We start from the raw sequence: 17,025 nt of genomic DNA on the forward strand, positions 1-17,025 counted from the left end.
TCAAAAAATAAATCGTGACAAAAAATTGCGTGTTGAATATCTTTTCGTAATAATCTTATGCATAGTTGCCTCAATTCGTATATTCTTATTCAGTGCAGGATTTCCTGTCTTTACCAACGTAGATGAACATGCCCACTTCGACTTAATTTGCAAATATTCAAAAGGTAAAATACCAACTGGCCTTTGGAAATACGACCATGATGCAAACAGAATGATAATGCTATACGGGTCGCCAGAATATCTATATTACCCCGCAGATTTACCGACTGGGGAAATCCCTCCTCCTATATGGAAACTGCCTCCTGAGATACAAGAATTTGTCTTAGAGAAAAGGCTTGAAAAGGTTAAAAAAGGTCTAAATCATGAATCTACACAACCGCCTGTGTACTACTTCATTTCGGCATTATGGTACGAACTTGGACAGGCATTACGAATAGGAAATGGATTCATACTCTACTGGGTAAGGTTTTTAAACATTATCATCTATTCCGTGCTCATCTGGCTTTCCTATATATTTGTAAGAAAGTATTACCATGAAGACACCTTCTTAAGACTAAGCTTGCCATTGATATTGGCTTTTTTTCCACAAGACGTGTTTTTTTCCATAAATAATGATGTTCTTACGCCTCTTGTGTTCACCACGGCTTTTCTATGTCTACTCGACTGCCTTATAAGCGAATCAAAAGGCGTTGCCTTCCATTTGCTAACTGGTCTTCTTATCGCCACTGCATTTCTAGTAAAGATCACAGCTTTTGTCATTTTCATAATGCTGGGCTTTGTGGTAATTCTCAAAGCCATTAGACTCAAAAATGAAAGAAGATTTTCCGAAGGTATGCCGGCACTCGCCACATTGGTTTTAAGTGCATTATTGCCAGCTGGGTTATGGCTACTGAGAAATTACCTTGTACTGGGAGATATAACAGGTTCAGCTGCAAAGATTAATATGCTTACTTGGACTGCTAAGCCATTTACAGCAATATGGGACCATCCGATATTTACCCCTGCTGGAGCGCTTACGTTTTGGAGTGAATTAATGAAAACCTTCTGGCGGGGAGAAATTACCTGGTATGGCGAAAGACTTTCGTGGGATTTTGCTGATGGATTTTATTGGATCTCATCATCGGTTTTCCTCATAGCATTTATATATAGCTTACTTCTTCTGCGACCGCGAACAAAATCAAAAATTATTGACATAGCAAACCTCATAGTTTTTGGAGCATCAGTTTTGTTTATGACTGGAATTTCTATTTCTTACGATTACGGCACTTGCTGGTATCCTTCCCAGGAACATCCATATTTTACTTCTGGTAGGCTAATATCAGGAGCACTTGTGCCGTTTCTCATTTTATATCTTCAGGGTTTCAAAATCCTAACGTCCCGATTGAAATCGTACACTAGATGGGCCGCCCTAGGAGCAATAATTGCACTTATGTTAGCCTCAGAGATAGTCCTTTCGATCCCGGTATTTGGGAGCGCATATAATATGTTTCACTTGCACTGAAATGCAAGTCCTGAGACGTGAGCTACTCTTTCCAAAAATCCTCTAAAAGCTAGAGTTTTAGCAATTACCCCAATAAAGTACGGTTTCCTAATTGACATATTTTCTATAAAGGAGTAATCTAGTAGCTGAAAATTCGCTTTTGCCTTCAATAAGCAGTAAAGCTATTCCACTTAGTTTCTCCCCCCGGAAGCTGGTGGTTTTGGTGGCGAAGCGCGGGAAACGCGCAACAAAGTGTCATAATGCACTTAATAAGAGCAAAATGCAATGGGCATGGTTGCTCGTGTTCATTGTGGTGCTTTTTTGCGCGGCAATACGAATTAGGCTACTCCCGACGCCGCTCGAGCGCGATGAGGGCGAATATGCCTACGCAGGTCAGCTAATACTACAGGGAATCCCTCCCTACGTACACGTTTACAATATGAAGCTTCCAGGTACCTACGCTGCTTATGCCATCGCCATGGCACTTTTTGGTCAAAATCCAACTGGTATCCACCTTGGTCTGCTCTTCATAAATGCTGCCACTATAATCCTGGTATTCCTATTGACACGAAAACTGTTCGACACCATAACAGGCTTGGTAGCATCTGCGAGTTTTGGCATCCTATCTCTTGGCGCATCTGTCCTGGGCGTTTTTGCGCATGCCACCCACTTTGTAATACTACCAGCAATTGGCGGACTGCTACTTCTGCTAAAAGCAAAAGAATTGAGAAGTCGCTCAATGTTGTTTTGGAGTGGTTTATGCCTTGGGCTTGCATTTCTAATGAAGCAACATGGCATATTCTTTGTAATCTTTGGTGCTTCCTATATTCTCATTTACAACGCCCATTTCTCTTTACGGCGAGAGAAAACTGGTTTCTCAAATCAAAAATTGGTTGACGCGGCGATATTTCTCCTCGGCGCCGCTGTCCCATTTGTCCTTACATGTCTAATTTTGTTATTGACAGGAGCTCTCCAAAAGTTCTGGTTTTGGACTTGGACGTACGCTTTGCAATATGTCACAGAGACATCTTTTTCCACTGGCTGTAAACTGTTTAGGAGTGGCATCAGTTACGTTGTACAGTCGGCACCTGCGCTTTGGATTTTAGCGGGATTGGGTTTGATTTGTCTTTTTGCAGATCGAGAATGGCGAAAGCGTGCGTCTTTTGTTGGAGGGCTACTGCTTTTCTCATTTTTTGCCACTTGTCCTGGTTTTTACTTTCGTAGTCATTATTTTATTGTGGTGCTGCCAGTATTAGCTATTCTCAACGGTATTGCAGTCAGTACCATATGTAATATTGCAGAAAGAATGCATGCTCCCACATATCGTAAAGCAGCTGTGTTGGCATTTCTTTTGATTTTAGGTTATTCTATATTCCAACAGAAAACATTTTTATTCAAAGCCACGCCCTGTGAGGTATGCAGATTATCCTATGGCGCCGCCTGTTTCCCTGAGGCTCTGGAGGTTGGAAAATATATTAGGGAAAACAGCACTGAGGATGACCGAATCGTCGTCCTAGGGTCCGAACCTGAAATCTACTTTTATTCGCGTCGGATGTCAGCCACCGGATACATTTACATGTATCCGCTTATGGAACCTAGCCCTTTAGCCGAAAAGATGCAACGCGAAATGATCGAGGAAACAATGGCATCAAAGCCTAAATTTTTAATTGCAGTTTGTATCCCAACCTCATGGATGCGCAGGCGTGAATCACCAACCTTATTGTTTGATTGGTTCACTCAATACTCGGCAGATAATTACAAATTAGTGGGAAGTGTGGAGATACTTGACCTAGAACGAACCGAATACCGCTGGGGAGAAGAACTAAACGCTTATAAACCAAAGGCAGAAAATAGGATTCTAGTTTTCGCACGAAAACAGTAGTTCTAAGATGCAAAATCGCTACTTAATAATCTTATTCCTTCTTACCATAACCCTTGTCGTCTTTCTGCAAGTTAAGAATCATGAGTTTCTCAACTATGACGATGATGTGTATATTACTGCCAACCATCATGTTCGGAATGGGCTAACTTTAGAATCAATCAAGTGGGCTTTTACAACTACGTATGCAAACAATTGGCACCCCCTAACGTGGATATCACATCTACTTGACGTGCAGTTATACAAGCTTAAACCCGCCGGGCATCACGTAACTAGCCTCTTAATCCACATGTTGAATGTCGCGCTCCTATTTGTAGTGCTAGAAATGATGACCCATTCGAGATGGCGAAGTGCATTCGTTGCAGCTTTGTTCGCAATACACCCTCTCCATGTAGAGTCAGTTGCTTGGGTAGCTGAAAGAAAAGATGTTTTAAGCTCTTTCTTTTGGATACTAACACTTTTTGCATACCTACGATACGTCAAATATCCAAGGGCAACCACTTACGTTCCTGTGGTTTTAATCTACGCCCTCGGCTTAATGTCAAAGCCAATGCTAGTAACTCTTCCATTTGTACTTCTCCTGCTGGACTACTGGCCCCTAGGTCGAACAACTTTTGCTCATGAGCAACTTGCTGGCTCTATAGAAAAGCACAGTATTGGAAGGCTGGTAATAGAAAAGATTCCTCTATTGGTCTTAGCAGGAGCATCTTGCACAATGACATATATTGCCCAGGGGGAGGCGGTTGCTCCGTTCGAAAGGTTTCCATTTGGTATCCGTGCGGCAAACGCTGTTGTAGCATTTGTCTCCTATATTCTGAAGATGCTCTGGCCAGCTAACCTTTCCGTTTTTTATGTGCATCCTTCAACGTCTCTTCCAACATGGCAAGTATTAGGAGCCGGGGTTGTCCTAATTTGCATATTTGTTCTCGCGTTGCGAAATATTTTCACCTACCCATATATCCTAGTAGGATGGCTGTGGTATTTTGGAACATTAATACCCGTAATCGGCTTAATTCAAGTTGGGGCACAAGCAATGGCGGATAGATATACCTATATGCCACTCACAGGCATATTTATCATAATTGCCTGGGGAGTGCCAAAACTGCTAGGAAATTCACGAATTGGGGTAGAAAAGGGGAAAAGGAAAAAAGAAGCTTTTGTTCCCAAATCTTTCATTCTGCCATTTGCTGCCCTGCTTGTTATAATAAGCCTTATGATCTCAGCCTGGTATCGGACGAGTGTTTGGAAGAATAGCATAACCTTGTTCGAGAATGCACTTAGGTCGAACCCAAACAATTATCTTGCACACAACAATCTTGGGGTGGCTTTGGAAAAAGCAAACAAGTTAGAAGAAGCCGCAGCTCATTATGAGGTCACTTTACGACTCAAACCAAATCATCCCCAAGCCCACAATAATCTCGCCAATATTTACTTCCGAACAGGCAAAGTGGACAAAGCAATTCTTGAGTATAGAAAGGCTTTGGAGCTAAAACCCAAGGATGCAGCCATTCACAATAATCTTGGGGTAGCTCTTGCCGAAAAAGGCATGCTGGACGAGGCAATCAAAGAATACAAAATAGCTCTGCAGATTAGACCAGACTACGACAAAGCGCACCTAAACCTTGGGATGGCATTGGCAAGACTAGGAAAATTTAGAGAAGCTGCCGATGAAATGAACAAAGCACGAAACATTAGCCCAGAAAGTTCAGAAGGCCACAACAATTATGGTGTAATACTTGCAGGACAAGGAAAGATTTTGGAGGCAATAGAGCAATTCAAAGAAGCACTGCGGCTTAAACCTGAAAATGCAGAAGCACATAAAAATCTGGCCGTTGCGTATTATTTAACCGGAAAGTACGCAGACGCGTGGAGGGAAGTGCAATTATACCGCAAATACGGTGGAACGCCGCATCCTGGTTTGATTCAAGCGCTCAAACAAAAAATGCCTCAGCCTCCAAAATGATTTAAGTTGGGCCCTAATAAAAAGCCCTTTTGCGCCTTGACTTAACCACCATAATAAATTAAATTATACCTGTCGTTTCCCCATATCTCGAACAGCCGTATAGTGCTCAGCGGTTTCTACTTATGCCCAAACTCGCAAGTGCCAAACGGCGTTCTCGTCTGAGACGCGCCGAAACAAGGGAATTGAAAAGAATCCCTTTGTGGGACTCTTTTACGGCGAAAAATGAATTCGTAATCGTCGTGATATTGTGTATTGTTGCTGCCGTACGCATTTTTATTTTCAGTGCAGCATTTCCGTTCTTCAATAATGTGGATGAACAAGCTCACTACGACTTAGTTTATAAATATTCCAAGGGACAAATTCCAAATGCGCTAGAGAAATTTAGTGCCGGCGCAAGCGAGCTAATCGTCCTTTTTTCCTCGCCTGAATACCTATGCGATCCACTTAGCTTCCCCAATGCGCAATTTCCAAAGCCAATGTGGAACTTACCTCCGAGCGAATTAGCACCTGCACTGAAACCAGCAACAACAAAGCTGATGAATAAAACAAACTACGAATCTACCCAGCCGCCTGTTTTCTATATTATCGCAGGTTTATGGCATAGACTTGGCGAGTTATTGAACTTACACGATGGCATGCTTTTATACTGGATAAGGTTTCTGAATGCTGTACTTTTTATTCCGCTAGTTTTGCTTTCTCACCGATTTATTAGAATCCTTTACCCCGACCGGCTGTTCATGCGCATAGGGGCACCAGCAATGATAGCATTCTTCCCCCAAGATGTTTTCTTTTCGATAAACAACGATGTGGTCAGTCCACTATTCTTTACAGCTGCTCTTCTTTGTTTATTAGAAATATATCTTTCACGTTCAAAGAGCTATGCGTTTTATGTTTTCACCGGCCTCCTAGTAGCAGTAACCTTTATGGTTAAGTTCACAAATGCCGCGATATTTGCAGCTTTAATAGCTGTAGCTGCTTTAAGAATCATCGAACTTTCAGCGGACGCAAGAATTGGACGTGAATTGCCAAAGATTGTATTGATGATTTTTTCAGCCATAACGCCAACTGCTCTCTTTCTAACTAGAAACCTACTTGTATTAGGCGACATCACCGGCATGTCTGGAAAGATTAATATACTTGGGTGGACAGCAAAGCCTTTTGCCCAAATATGGCGCCATCCAATCTTCACTCCTGAAGGATTGATTACATTCTGGAGCGACCTAATGAAAACTTTTTGGAGAGGCGAACTCGTGTGGCACAAGTCTACAGTCGCAGTGCCGTGGGTTGACTCCTTTTATTGGATATCCACTACTATTTTTCTACTTGCGGCGGCCGTGAACTTGATTCTATACAAGCGGCAAAATCGAGACACAGGCTGGATAGCAGACATTTTCGCGTTTGGCGTGATTGGTCTTTCCGTATTAGGACTGGCAGTAATATCTTTGGCATATGACTTCGGAAGGTGTTGGTATCCCTCGAGTCAACATCCATATCTTACATCCGGCAGGTTGATAATTGGAATCATGGTGCCATTTATAGCGCTCTATCTTAGAGCAATTGAGTTTATTCTATGGAAAACGGGACTAAGAAGCTCTCGCTGGTTGGCTTTATGTATAATATTAGGACTGATGCTTGGATCTGAAATAGCAATTTCTATCCCAGTATTCGGCAGTTTATACAACTGGTTTCATATGATTTAGCAGATCAAGCAAAATGACAAAGCGGAATTATCACAAAAAAGAACGCAAGGAAAAACCTAAAAGTCCACAAATCCAACGGCAAGCCTGGATTCTGCTGGCAATCGTAATCTTTGCAATAGCACTAATACGCATACGTCTGCTCCCAGTTCCGCTCGAGCGCGATGAGGGCGAATATGCCTATGCAGGCCAGCTTATTTTAAAAGGTATACCTCCATACCTGCATGTATACAATATGAAATTTCCTGGAATATACGCTGCATATGCGCTAATAATGGCATTGTTTGGACAAACAATTGTTTCCATTCACCTCGGGCTCCTTATTGTAAATATCATTACAATTATACTTATTTTTCTTATAGGACAGCGGTTCTTCAATCCAATAAGCAGTGTTATAGGAGCAACCACTTATGCAATATTTTCCCTTGGCCAGCCCGTGCTTGGAATGTTTGCCCATGCCACTCATTTCGTCGTTTTGTTTGCGCTCTGCGGATATCTTCTTCTCACAAAGGCGTTCGAATCGAAAAGGATTCTGCTTCTTTTTTTGAGCGGCTTTAGTTTTGGGATTGCAATCTTAATGAAGCAACATGGATTTTTGTTTGGCGCATTCGCCTTGCTTTACTTGGTGCTTGTGCAAAGAAAAAACAATATTTTCACACTCAAGCGATTCGCGGCAGGAACTTTCCTCTTCACACTAGGATTAGTCATTCCACTTGGCATAACTTGTCTAATCCTTGTTAAAGTAGGCGCTTTCAATAAATTTTGGTTCTGGACTTTCACATATATTAGACAATATGCTAGCCAAGTGTCCCCTGCTTTGGGTTGGGAGCTTTTTAGCGAACGAGCCGTTAAAATATTTCTTGCATCTCCATTACTTTGGCTACTTGCAGCATCAGGGTTTATAATCATTTTAGCGGACAAGGAAATGAGACCAAAAGCCCTTTTTATCATAGGCTTATGGATATTCTCGTTCCTTGCCATCTGCCCAGGACTCTATTTTCGCGATCATTACTTCATTATGATTCTCCCGGCTAATGCAATGCTTGTCAGCGTCGCCTTTAGTTATCTCAGCAAAATAACGGCTGGGACTAAGCTTGCTGCAATACCCTTGATAATCATTATTGCAGCAGTAGGTCACTCGGTTTTTGCTCAGCGAGAAGTCTTCTTTTCGCTTAGCCCTAACATGGTAAGCCGTGAAATTTATGGTGGAAATCCATTCCCTGAATCTTTGAAAATTGCTGAATATATTAGGAAGCACACGTCACCTAATGATACTATAGCTGTATTGGGTTCCGAACCGCAGATATATTTCTATTCTAAGCGCCGGTCTGCTACTGGATACATTTACATGTACCCACTGATGGAGATTCATCCATATGCTTTGCAAATGCAGATGGAAATGATCCGAGAAATCGAGGCTGCGAAACCTAAAATTCTCGTTTGCGTAAGCGTATCAGCCTCATGGTTACCTTTGGAGAATTCGGTAATGAAAGTATTCGACTGGTCAAGTAGGTATGCCAGAAAGTATTATGATTTAGTTGGCAATATAGAAATAATTGCCGAGGATTATACTAGATATTCGTGGGGCGAAGAAGCAGCAAAGCATAAACCAAATGTGCCTGCCTTCATTTACGTTTTTAAGAGAAAGCCTACCATAAGTAAATAATGAGGGAATAAATATGTTTGCAGGAAAGAAAGTAGTAGTTGTAATGCCAGCGTATAATGCTGCAAAAACGCTTAAGAAAACGTATGACGAAGTAATGGCCCAAGGAATGGTTGACCTTGTTATCGTCGTTGATGACGCAAGCCGCGATGAAACATTTGAAATTGCAAAAACTTTAAAGAATGTCAAAGTTTATAAACATGAGGTAAATAAAGGCTATGGTGGAAACCAAAAAACTTGCTACCGTCTTGCTCTTAATGAGGGTGCCGACATTGTCGTAATGGTACATCCCGACTATCAATACACTCCACTATTGCTCCCAGCAATGGTTTCAATGGTAGCAAATAATCTATATCCTTGCGTAATTGGTTCGAGAATTTTGGGCGGTCACGCGTTGAAAGGCGGAATGCCCATTTGGAAGTATTTCTCAAACAGAGTCCTTACTTTTATAGAAAATATTCTTTTAAGTGCAAAGCTTTCGGAGTACCACACTGGATACAGATGCTTTACAAGAGAAATACTTGAAAAATTACCGCTAGATGCCAACTCTGACGACTTTGTTTTCGACAACCAAATGCTCGCACAAATCTTATGGTTTGGATATGAGATTGGAGAGGTAAGCTGCCCAACGAAGTACTTCCCCGAGGCATCCTCAATAAATCTTAAGAGAAGCATTAAGTATGGCTTTGGTTGTCTTGCAACTGGTTTAATATACCGATTGGCAAAATGGGGGCTAATAAATACCGCCGTATTTCCTCGTAAAAAACAATTGAAGCCTTTGGTAGATAAAACAAAGAAGCGGTTATGATGCAATGCGACGAGACTATCTAATCTATGCTCTTCTAATTATAATAACCTTTGCTGCCTTCGGACGTGTTTTAGTCAACGATTTTGTGGTTTACGATGATGACAAATACGTAACCCACAACGAACATATTAAGGCAGGGCTAACGCTCGAAGGCTTAGCATGGGCTTTCACTGCATTCCACGCTGCCAACTGGCATCCTCTAACTTGGATTTCCCACATGGCAGATTGTAGCGTATATGACATGAAGCCATGGGGACATCATCTCACTAGTCTTCTTTTGCATGTGGCGAATGTTCTGCTACTTTTCCATATCCTAAAATTGATGACTGGCTCAACATGGAGAACCGCCTTGGTTGCCGCATTATTCGGCGTGCATCCCCTGCATGTCGAGTCAGTCGCCTGGATTTCAGAACGAAAAGACGTTCTAAGCACATTTTTCTGGCTAATCACGATGTGGGCGTACTACCGATATTCCAGATGCCCAAAGGTCGGGTCTTATATCCCAGTTGTGCTGTTTTTTGCATTGGGTCTAATGTCAAAACCAATGCTTGTAACACTTCCATTCGTTCTGCTTCTACTAGACTGGTGGCCCCTCGGACGCATAAGCCTTAAAAGTTACTCACTAGTCTTTAAGCCAGGAAGTATTGTTAGGCAACTTCTAAATGAGAAGATTCCCCTTTTCGCGCTTGCTGTTGCGTCAAGCATTGTAACCTTTATCGCCCAAAAGGAAGGCGGAGCTGTTGGAACGCTAATGGAAATCCCGCTCGACATGCGGATAGGAAACGCCTTTTTATCTTACATCCGCTACATTGGCAAAATGATTTGGCCTCGGCCTCTAGTGGTTTTCTATCCACATTCAATACATGGATTACCTATTTGGTGGGTAATTTTCGCTTCGATTTTATTCTTAGCAATTACTTGGCTAGTAATAAAACAAATGCACCAACGACCTTACATGGGCGTTGGTTGGTTTTGGTACATTGGCACTCTAGTTCCAGTAATAGGAATTATACAAGTAGGCTCGCAGGCAATGGCAGATAGGTACACATACATTCCACTCATTGGCATATTTATAATGCTTGCCTGGGGTATCCCCGACTACTTCAACACGAGAATAAAAGAAAAAGCCCCAAAAGTGTCCTCCATTCTGCCATCAATAACATGCGTTATCATTGCTGTCTTTGTTGTTTGCACCTGGTACCAAGTGGGCTATTGGAAAGACACAATTACTTTGTTTGGCCACACTCTTCCAATTACAGGCTCCAACTACGTGGTTCACAATAACCTTGGAGTTGCTCTTTCTGAGAAAAAGCAATACGAACAAGCTATAGCCCATTTTCAAAAAGTATTAGAAGTCGAACCCAACGACCCCGATACAAACTACAACATGGGAAACGCACTTGTAGCCATCGGCCGCTTTTCTGAAGCAGCTAAATATTACAGGGCAGCAATCAAAGCTGACCCAAACTATGCTTATGCGCACAATAATCTTGGCAATATCTTGTCACAGCAAGGCAGGCTCGATGAAGCGATCGAAGAATATAAGAAAGCATTGCAAGCTAAACCTGATGATTTGGATATTAAACGCAATCTAGAGACTGCGCTTTCACAGCGTGCGAAGAAAATAAACACAGCTGCAAGTCTCTACGAAGCCATTAAGGCAAATCCCAACAATGCAAAAGCTCATTATGAACTTGCGGTTATTCTTGAAAACCAATCCGACTTCGAAGGTGCCATCGAGCACTTCTCCATTGCAGCTAGATTAGAGCCAAGCTACGCCGCTCATTATCACCTAGCAAATATTTTTTCGAAAATGGGCCGCGTTGATGAAGCTATTCGCCATTATCGAGAAGCAATTCGTCTGAATCCAAAGCGATTTGAAGCCCACTACAATCTCGCAAACACCCTTTCAAGGCAGGGAAAGCTAGATGAAGCAATTGGAGAGTATGTCGAGGTCATACGCCTTAAGCCTGACTTCGCAGACGCCCATAACAACCTTGCTATCGCATTATTTGAAAAGGGTGATTACGCTGGCGCTTGGCACCATGTGTATCTTTCGCAGCAGAACGGCGGCAACCCCCATCCCGAATTTATACGCGCCCTGTCAGAGCATATGCCGGACCCAGGAGGGTAGGTTCTGTATTCGTTATGGCAAAACCTAACCAGAAGCAAAAAGTGAAAATAAATAAGAAAAATGAATGGCTAGTTCCCTTAGCACTCATCAGCATAACAATAATCGTCTTTATCCCCATCCTGTGGCATGAGTTCGTTGCCTGGGATGATGACATGCTCATACACCAAAATCCTTTCTATCATCCATTTAATCTACACAGCTTTTTATACTTCTGGGGACACCACTACGAAGGGCTCTATATGCCCCTAACTTATAACTTATGGGGCATTATCTCGCTAATTGCCAAACTTCCACCTGCTCCTGATAGACCTAGCATGAGTCCTACCCCATTTCATGCCTTTAATCTATTGCTACATTTGATAAATGTTCTTCTTGTGCTGAACATTATTCTCTTTTTAATCAAAAAATACATACCGGCACCAGAAAAAAAGACCATATTGGGCATCCCGCATGAGCTTTGGGCAGGGGGAATAGGCGCTTTGGTGTTTGCAATCCACCCTGTCCAAGTCGAGCCAGTCGCATGGGCAACAGGAGCGAAGGAATTATTATCAACATTTTTCTCGCTTGCTGCTCTTCGGATGTACCTTGGTGCTGCCGCAGGACAAACTAACGGTGGCAAAAGGGGCTATTTCCCGGGGATGTTATATTTCATCGTAGCCATGCTTGCAAAACCAAGCGCGGTTGCCGTACCCCTAATAACATGGTTTTTAGATTATTTAATATTAAAAAGGTCAATTAAGCAAAGCACAAGTAATGTTTTGCCTTGGATTGCTTTAGCCATACCATTTATTATAATTGGGAAGAAAATTCAGCCAGATATACAAGTAAGCTTTGTACCCCAACTTTGGCAGCGGCCATTTGTGGCAGGAGACGCAATAGCATTCTACCTTTACAAGCTGTTTTTCCCGTTTTGCTTGGGTCCAGACTACGGCCGCACACCCGCATATGTTTTAGAAAATTGGTGGGGATACGCAACTTGGATTGCACCTTGTTTGATTACGGTGATTGCTTGGACACAGCGAAACAAAGCCCCCTGGTTTGTTGCAATTTGTGTAACAGTGGCAGGCCTCCTACCTGTTCTTGGCTTTGTACCATTCGTTTACCAAAGTTACTCAACGGTTGCTGACCGTTACTTATACCTTCCAATGCTAGGTCCAGCATTGGCTGTTGCGTGGCTAGCATTGCGCTTAAAGGGCAACCTATCAAAAAGTGTATTGGTATTGGCGCTTGGAGTTCTAACAACTTTGGCTTTTTCTCAGCAAAATCATTGGCGTAACACTATGTCTTTGTTTGAGCATGCGTTAAGTGTTAACCCTCGGAGTTACATCGCGTGTAACAACATGGCGGTAGTGTATATTTCAAAGGGAGAAATTGATAAGGCAGCAGAATACCTTGGACGTGCACTCGAAGTCCGCCCGGAAGATGCAGAAGCTAATAATAACATGGGATTCCTTCTAGCAAACCAGGGCAAACTAGATGAGGCAACAGAATTCTATCAAAGAGCAATAAAAGCTAAGCCCAACTATTCGAGTGCATACGTCAATCTTGGAAACATCTATGTATCTAAAGGAGATTTTCAAAAAGCCATTGAGTATTACCGCAAAGCCATTTCTTTCAATCCATATGATGCAGCTGGTCATGGAAATCTAGGCTATGCACTATACCGATTAGGCAAGACAGAGGAGGCAATTAAGGAATATAGACTGGCAATTCGTCTAAGGCCAGGCTTTATAGAAGCGCACGCGAACCTGGGCGACGCCTTTATGGCCCAAGGTAAAATTGAAAATGCAATCGAAGAGTATAAAGAAGCAGTCCGATTGAGACCTGATTTTGAAAGAGCATGTATTGGTCTAGGCATAGCTCTTAGTCGCTTAGGCAAATTCGATGAGGCTGCTGATATCTTTTCACAAGCTATAAAAGCCAATCCAGAATCAGTAGAAGCTCATTATGGGTTGGCAAACGCTTTATTTAGGTTAAAGAGATATGATGAAGCAATCGCTGAGTACTCTAAAGCCGCACATCTAAAACCAAACTTTGGGGGAGCTCACCGCAACATGGCGGTATGCCTCTTCTTGGTCGGAAGATATTCTGATGCATGGCTAGAGGTACAGCTTGCACGTAAATATGGTGCCGAGCCACACCCAAACTTCCTCAAAGCACTCTCGCAAAAGATGCAAAAACCTTAGCGAAGCAATGAAGTGTTGACTAAAATTATTCTTCCTTTAAACCGCTTGACATTGACTGTTCAGAACCATCCCAAATTGTCTTGACAGAAGGGAAGGGCGCAAGTGCACGACTGAGGATGCCATGGATAAAGGCTAGTGTGACCCCATAATTCGTCATTGGTATCCCGGCTTCACGTGCCTGCTTCTGGCGAAAACACATTTCACGGCGGTTCAGCGTGCAACCTCCGCAGTGAACAATTACTTTGTAACTCTGAATATCTGACGGAAATTCAACTCCAGAGCTAAAACCAAACTCCAACTCGCCGCCAACTATGCGTCTTAAATACTGAGGGATTTGCACACTGCCAATGTCGTCTTTCTGTCGGTGATGCGTACATCCTTCGGAAATGAGCACGCGATCACCCGGCTTTAGAGTTCTAAGCGCTCGCGCGCCATTCACGAACTCTGCAAGGTCGCCTTTATAGCGTGCCATTAATATGGAAAAACTCGTCATCCATATGTCGGGTGGAGTATCTTCGGCCACCCTTTTAAATGCCTGGGAATCGGTTACAACTATCTTTGGTTTACGGCTGAGGCTTGCCAACGCCGCCTTTAATTCGCTTTCCTTAGCAACAACAGCATAGGCGCCATGGTCGAGAACGTCGCGCAGGGTCATTACTTGCGGGAGAATCAATCTGCCCTTTGGTGCTGCTGAATCAATTGGTACCACCAAGACAACAATTTCACCCGGGTTAATAAGGTCACCAATTATTGTTGGTTCACAGAATCCTGCGGGCGCATTTGCAATCAATTCTTGCTTTAAAACATTAATATTCTCACCGGTTGCAGATGAGACACGAACAAAAGGGAGAAAGCGCTTGCGTGCCCAAACTTCGACCTGACTAATAGCTTTGTTATCATCCGCAATAAAATCGCTCTTTGACTCGACTACAATTAATGGAATTTGACGGTCGGCAGCCATGTCAGCTAGCTTGTCTTCCCACTCGCCAGGAGCTTGCTTTGCTTCAATTAGCAAAACTGCAAGGTCAGTTTTTTCTAACACTCTTAGTGTCTTCTCAACACGAAGCTCGCCAAGCACCCCTACGTCGTCAATACCTGCAGTGTCTGTGATAACCACCGGTCCAATTGGAAGTATCTCCATTGCTTTGGACACGGGGTCGGTCGTTGTGCCTGGAATATCAGAAACAATTGCCACTTTCTGACCGGTTAATGCATTAATAAGAGATGATTTCCCCGAGTTTCTGCGTCCAAATATGCTTATGTGCAATCGCTCCCCAGATGGAGTTTGGTTCAAACTAGGCATTGCAATTTCACTTCCGCTGGCAAGATATAAACTCAAAGTGCTTTGCATTGTTGATCAAAGCACTGTTTTATTTTAGCATTTCACCTTAAGCTCGGCAAAGGATGCTAATTCACTACATAAACTCGCTCCTCGCCGCGCCTACCTGTTCAATGGCACTTATATGCCGATCGAAGCAATCGGGGAGCAATGGCCGCCAAACTGTTTGAAGAAAACCTTTAAGTCTTTCGGGCGCAATATTCTCCTTCGCAAATTTAACTGTATCTCTAAAATTCGTGGAAACCGTCCAATTGCTCCCAGTAGGAACTTGGTCATAGCCATGCTTTTCTAAATCAAGGTATGCTTTTACATAGCTAATTTCTGGTGAAAAAGACTCACCATAGTACCAATTGCTTTGAAGTACTGATTTCGGCATCCTTGCTAAAAACTCGTCCGGATGTACCCATATATAATCTGACCAAATCCATGGACGTGCGCCGCCTTTTTCAACCTGTTCTACAAGAAACAAGAAATCATGCCACCACAAATCATGCTGACGGATTACAACGTAATCATACATTGCCTGGTGTGCAGCCGTTTCCTCATCCATGCCAAGATGAAAAAGACGCGGTTTATCAAAAATTTCAATAGCCTCTTGGATTAGGTCCCTGCAGACCCCGTAGTACGTGTCAGTGCTTAGCATTCGAGAATAGGGTCCCAGCCAAACATCATGGCATGCAGAAAAGTTCATTTTCGGAATAGGTTCGATGCCAAGGTTACGAAGACATGCAAGTTTGGTCTTTAGCTCTTTCACTGTCCAGGCATCCCTCGCGGCTAGTTCGGGATGACTCTCATACCTCACACCCTCGCCAAGATCAATGACCAGCGTGTTTATTCCAGCTTCTACAAACTTTGGAATCAGTCGCTCCCACAATTCCCGGTTAAAACGCATATACGGCCTTGCGGTAATGTGAGGCAAGTTCCACTCAGGGGCTTCACGGTCTGCCCAAAAATTGAAGCCAAGATGAATTAAATACGCCCAAATTCTGTCGTCTTTCATATTAGCTCCTTTCTTGTTTATTCTGCTTCAATTAAGTCAAAACGAAGTTTAAAGTAACCAAGAAACTGGTAGCTTAGTTTGACTAGCTCAGCCAGAATTAGGGTAAGAATTAAAAGAAAGAAACCGCCGACAAAAAGATTACCACAATCAATTTTAAAATGGTAGCATGTGGGTCTTTTGACCCTTTGAAAACACAATCAAAATAGTTGACTTATCAACTATATTTAGGTATATTATCCGCGAGAGTTTAAAGGAGTTGGATGTTCTATGAATTCGCTAAAAACAGGTATTTTATTGGCAGCGTTGACAATTCTCATAGTCCTTGTAGGAGGTATGGTTGGAGGCCCCAGAGGGACAGTTTGGGCTTTTATATTTGCTTTGGCGATGAACGGACTCGCGTATTGGTACAGCGATAAGATTGTTCTTGCGATGTATGGTGCAAAACCAATAAGCGAGGCCGAGTCACCCGGTTTGTACTCTCTTATAAGGCGGCTAACAATGGAAGCCGGTCTCCCAATGCCAAAACTCTACATTATTCCCGGTGAAATGCCCAACGCATTCGCAACCGGCCGCAATCCCGAAAATGCGGCTGTCGCGGTAACCGAGGGACTTCTCAGAATACTTGACCGTGATGAGGTTGAAGGTGTGCTCGCTCATGAATTGGCACACGTTAAGAACAGAGATATCTTAATTTCAACGATTGCTGCTACATTGGCCGGAGCAATCATGATGCTCGCAAACATGGCTCGCTGGGCAGCAATTTTTGGCGGTATGGGTCGGTCGGATGATAATAGAAATGGCGGTGGAGGACTAGCTCTTCTAATTACTGCTTTCATCGCACCCATCGCTGCGATGCTAATCCAATTGGCAATATCG

General features: G+C 43.0%; 11 protein-coding genes. 9 read left to right on the forward strand and 2 right to left on the reverse strand.

The features are described 5' to 3' along the window. The first annotated feature begins 25 nt into the window (after positions 1 to 25). From QHH26_03965 to QHH26_04000, 8 genes are all read left to right on the forward strand, one after another. Entirely contained in the window at positions 26 to 1,501 is a 1,476-nt protein-coding gene (locus tag QHH26_03965; GenBank protein MDH7481119.1) for a DUF2142 domain-containing protein, read from the forward strand. 202 nt (positions 1,502 to 1,703) lie between these two features. Next, positions 1,704 to 3,362 (forward strand): glycosyltransferase family 39 protein, encoded by a 1,659-nt coding sequence (locus QHH26_03970; protein ID MDH7481120.1) that lies wholly within the window; start codon positions 1,704 to 1,706, stop codon positions 3,360 to 3,362. A gap of 7 nt (positions 3,363 to 3,369) precedes the next feature. Beyond that, positions 3,370 to 5,322 carry a tetratricopeptide repeat protein gene (locus tag QHH26_03975; GenBank protein ID MDH7481121.1) on the forward strand — a complete coding sequence of 651 codons (1,953 nt, stop codon included), beginning with the start codon at positions 3,370 to 3,372 and terminating at the stop codon, positions 5,320 to 5,322. A gap of 122 nt (positions 5,323 to 5,444) precedes the next feature. Then, positions 5,445 to 7,022, forward strand: a complete 1,578-nt coding sequence (locus QHH26_03980; GenBank protein MDH7481122.1) for a DUF2142 domain-containing protein — start codon at positions 5,445 to 5,447, stop codon at positions 7,020 to 7,022. 13 nt (positions 7,023 to 7,035) lie between these two features. Further along, positions 7,036 to 8,685, forward strand: a complete 1,650-nt coding sequence (locus tag QHH26_03985; protein MDH7481123.1) for a glycosyltransferase family 39 protein — start codon at positions 7,036 to 7,038, stop codon at positions 8,683 to 8,685. 13 nt (positions 8,686 to 8,698) lie between these two features. Continuing rightward, positions 8,699 to 9,490, forward strand: a complete 792-nt coding sequence (locus QHH26_03990) for a glycosyltransferase family 2 protein (protein ID MDH7481124.1) — start codon at positions 8,699 to 8,701, stop codon at positions 9,488 to 9,490. 4 nt (positions 9,491 to 9,494) lie between these two features. Continuing rightward, on the forward strand, positions 9,495 to 11,624 hold the full coding sequence (locus QHH26_03995) for a tetratricopeptide repeat protein (protein ID MDH7481125.1): 2,130 nt from the start codon (positions 9,495 to 9,497) through the stop codon (positions 11,622 to 11,624). Positions 11,625 to 11,665: 41 nt separating this feature from the next. Then, complete coding sequence (locus QHH26_04000) at positions 11,666 to 13,810, forward strand: tetratricopeptide repeat protein (protein ID MDH7481126.1); 2,145 nt, start codon at positions 11,666 to 11,668, stop codon at positions 13,808 to 13,810. A 25-nt stretch (positions 13,811 to 13,835) separates the two neighbouring features. Here the strand turns inward: QHH26_04000 and hydF are convergent, their stop codons facing one another. Both hydF and QHH26_04010 read right to left on the reverse strand, forming a co-directional pair. Then, a complete protein-coding gene (gene hydF, locus QHH26_04005) occupies positions 13,836 to 15,113 on the reverse strand; it encodes a [FeFe] hydrogenase H-cluster maturation GTPase HydF (GenBank protein MDH7481127.1) in 1,278 nt (425 codons plus the stop codon). Positions 15,114 to 15,225: 112 nt separating this feature from the next. Then, entirely contained in the window at positions 15,226 to 16,149 is a 924-nt protein-coding gene (locus QHH26_04010; GenBank protein ID MDH7481128.1) for a Tat pathway signal protein, read from the reverse strand. A gap of 267 nt (positions 16,150 to 16,416) precedes the next feature. Here QHH26_04010 and QHH26_04015 point away from each other — a divergent pair. Next, positions 16,417 to 17,025 (forward strand): M48 family metalloprotease (locus QHH26_04015; GenBank protein ID MDH7481129.1); only part of this gene is annotated, 609 nt, incomplete at its 3' end.

The sequence above is a fragment of the Armatimonadota bacterium genome (genome assembly GCA_029907255.1).
In the GTDB taxonomy this organism is placed as follows: domain Bacteria; phylum Armatimonadota; class UBA5829; order DTJY01; family DTJY01; genus JAIMAU01.

Bases quoted from the DNA above. Each gene is read 5' to 3' on its own strand.
- QHH26_03975 (MDH7481121.1), top strand. From the start codon at position 3,370: ATGCAAAATCGCTACTTAATAATCTTATTCCTTCTTACCATAACCCTT.
- QHH26_03980 (MDH7481122.1), top strand. From the start codon at position 5,445: ATGCCCAAACTCGCAAGTGCCAAACGGCGTTCTCGTCTGAGACGCGCC.
- QHH26_03985 (MDH7481123.1), top strand. From the start codon at position 7,036: ATGACAAAGCGGAATTATCACAAAAAAGAACGCAAGGAAAAACCTAAA.
- QHH26_03990 (MDH7481124.1), top strand. From the start codon at position 8,699: ATGTTTGCAGGAAAGAAAGTAGTAGTTGTAATGCCAGCGTATAATGCT.
- QHH26_03995 (MDH7481125.1), top strand. From the start codon at position 9,495: ATGCGACGAGACTATCTAATCTATGCTCTTCTAATTATAATAACCTTT.
- hydF (MDH7481127.1), bottom strand. From the start codon at position 15,113: ATGCCTAGTTTGAACCAAACTCCATCTGGGGAGCGATTGCACATAAGC.
- QHH26_04010 (MDH7481128.1), bottom strand. From the start codon at position 16,149: ATGAAAGACGACAGAATTTGGGCGTATTTAATTCATCTTGGCTTCAAT.